General features: G+C 64.1%; 3 protein-coding genes. 2 read left to right on the top strand and 1 reads right to left on the bottom strand.

Annotated elements, in window-relative coordinates:
- Positions 1 to 237: 237 nt before the first annotated feature.
- Complete coding sequence (locus A2I95_RS30675) at positions 238 to 1,416, bottom strand: benzoate/H(+) symporter BenE family transporter (RefSeq protein ID WP_291735933.1); 1,179 nt, start codon at positions 1,414 to 1,416, stop codon at positions 238 to 240.
- Between the two features lie 105 nt (positions 1,417 to 1,521).
- On the opposite strand from A2I95_RS30675, the gene A2I95_RS30670 reads away from it, so the two are divergent.
- Positions 1,522 to 2,082 carry an XRE family transcriptional regulator gene (locus A2I95_RS30670; RefSeq protein WP_027257444.1) on the top strand — a complete coding sequence of 187 codons (561 nt, stop codon included), beginning with the start codon at positions 1,522 to 1,524 and terminating at the stop codon, positions 2,080 to 2,082.
- 80 nt (positions 2,083 to 2,162) lie between these two features.
- Positions 2,163 to 2,626, top strand: a 464-nt coding sequence (locus A2I95_RS30665) for a DMT family transporter (RefSeq protein WP_291735932.1), incomplete at its 3' end; no start/stop codon positions are given.

Here is a 2,626-nt window from a genome sequence, read left to right as displayed (position 1 = left end):
CTATAACGCACAACACCCCTAGCCGATCCGGCGTCCGAGGAAAAGCCGCGTGCGCCCGCCATGTTGCGGCCATGGGTGGAGGTTCTGGATCGGTACTTTGGCATCAGGCTGGTTCCCTTAGTCTTTGCCCTCAGGGACACGATTTGCGCAATAAAGGCAACCGGCCGGGGGGCTGTTCGGTAATATTGGCGCAGATTGCGCCGGATTTCAGTGGCGAAATGTCTCTCCGGGGGGCTCTCAGGCGCGCACCGGGGTGGGTTCTGGGCTTTTGAGCCAGTGATTCACAGCCAGTCCCAGCACCAAAGCCCAGAACGGCGCGCCGATTCCAAGGAAGCTGATGCCGGAGACCGTGGTCATGAAGGTGATCAGCGCCGCCTCGCGGCCTTGCGGCTCGGCCAGCGCGGCAGACAGGCTGTTGCTGATGGTTGAGAGCAACGCAAGACCTGCAACAGTAGCCACCAGCGCCCTGGGGGCGATCAGGAACAGGCTGATCACGGTGGCGCCGCCCAGCCCCACGAGGATGTAGACGAGGCCGGTCATGACGCCTGCCAGATAGCGGGTGTCCGGGTTCTCATCCGCCTCGGGGCCTGCGCAGATTGCGGCGGTAATGGCGGCGAGGTTGAAGGCAAAGCCGCCGAAGGGGGCCAGGACCAGCGAGGCCAGCCCGGTCACGGTCAGGCTGGCGGAAACCGGCGGCGCGTAGCCGCAGGCTTTCAACGCCACCACCCCGGGCATGTTCTGCGAAGACATCGTGACGATGTAGAGCGGCAGGCCGATGCCGATCAGAACCGGCAGCGAGAAAGCGGGCGTCACGAACTCGGGGCGGGCCAGGGTAAGGTCCAGCGCCTCCAGGCTGCCAAAGGCTCCGGTTGCTGCGCACCAGGCCACACCTGCGGCCAGCACCGCGGGGATCGTGTAGCGGGGGAACAGCTTGCGTCCGGCCAGGAACGTGAGGCCCATCAAAGCAACCAATGCGGTGTCCGTCTGAAGAGAAGTAAAGGCGGAGAGGCCGAATTGGAACAGGATGCCTGCCAGCATCGCGCTGGCCAGGCTGTCCGGGATAAGGCGGGAGAGGGCGGCAAACCAGCCAGTGACGCCGGTGAGGGTCAAGAGCACGGCGCATAACAGGAAAGCGCCGACCGCTTCGGCCAGCGGCACGCCGTTGAGGCTGACCGCCAGCAGCGCCGCGCCGGGGGTGGACCATGCGGTGAGGATCGGCATCCGGTAGATCAGTGACAGGAACAGGCAGGTTACGCCCATGCCCAGCCCCAGCACCAGCATCCAGCTGTTGGCCTGGGACTGGGTGGCGCCCACGGCCTCGATGGCTTGGAAAATGATCGCAACCGAGCCGGTATAGCCGACCAGAACAGCCACCGCGCCGGAGACAAGATGCGAGAGTTTCAGATCCTTGAGCATGCGGCTTTTCCTCGGACGCCGGATCGGCTAGGGGTGTTGTGCGTTATAGCGCACACTACACATCGTGCGTTATAGCGCACAAGTGTTTTTTGAGCGGCGGATCTTATGAGCGATGAAACCATCACCCTGAACCTGCGGGAGATCCGCGCGGCGGCTGGGCTTAGCTTGTCCAAAGCGGCGGAGATCACAGGGGTCAGCAAGGCAATGCTGGGGCAGATCGAGCGCGGCGAATCAAGCCCGACGATTGCCACCCTGTGGAAAATTGCCAAAGGGTTCCACCTGCCGCTGACTGCTCTGCTGGGGGAGGCGGCGCGACCGGTGAGCGCGGCCACCGGCGTTTATGAGACCGTGCAGTTTCCGGGCAGCATCGGAGTCAAGATCGTCTTTCCCTTTGACCCGCTGCTGGGAGCGGAGACCTTTCAGGTGACGCTGCAGCCGGGCCAGAGCCACCAGTCGCAGCCGCATGATACTGGTGTGACCGAGGAGGTCTTTGTGCTGCACGGCGCAATGGAGGTGTTGCGGGGCGGCGAATGGGTGGCGCTGGAGGCGGGGCAGGGGCTGCGCTTTGCCGCCGACCAGCCGCATGGCTATCGCAGTGCGGAGACCGGCGTCTCCTTCCTCAACATGCACCACTACCGGCGGGCGGGTCTGACGCAGCGGGACTGAAGCCCTTCACTTGTGCATTGTCTGGCGCGGGCCTACCAATTGCCAAGTCATTGAGTTTTTTGGATTTGAGGAGAACCGGAGTGGACACGCTGCGCGGAAGCCTGTTGATGGTGCTGGCCATGGCCACCTTTGCGCTGGAGGACATGTTCATCAAATCCGCTGCCCGCGACATTCCTGTGGGACAGATTCTGATCCTGTTCGGGTTTGGCGGCATGGTGATCTTTGCCGCGATGGCGCGTGCGCAGGGTCACGCCCCCTGGCACCCGGGTTTTGGCACGCGCCCGATGCTGCTGCGGTCTGTGGCGGAGGTCGTAGGGCGGCTATGTTTCACCCTGGCGATTGCGCTGACGCCTTTGTCCTCGGCCTCGGCCATACTGCAGGCCACGCCTTTGGTCGTGGCAGCAGGTGCAGTGGTGTTCTTTGGCGAGACCGTCGGCTGGCGGCGCTGGCTGGCGATCGGGCTGGGCTTTGCCGGTGTGCTGCTGATTCTGCGCCCTGGGCTGAGCGGGTTCGAGCCTGCCTCGCTGTTTGCCGTTGCCGGCAC

The sequence above is a fragment of the Leisingera sp. F5 genome (assembly GCF_001593695.1).
The sequence above is the reverse complement of the archived record's forward strand: the minus strand, read 5'-3'. Positions and strand labels throughout refer to the sequence as shown.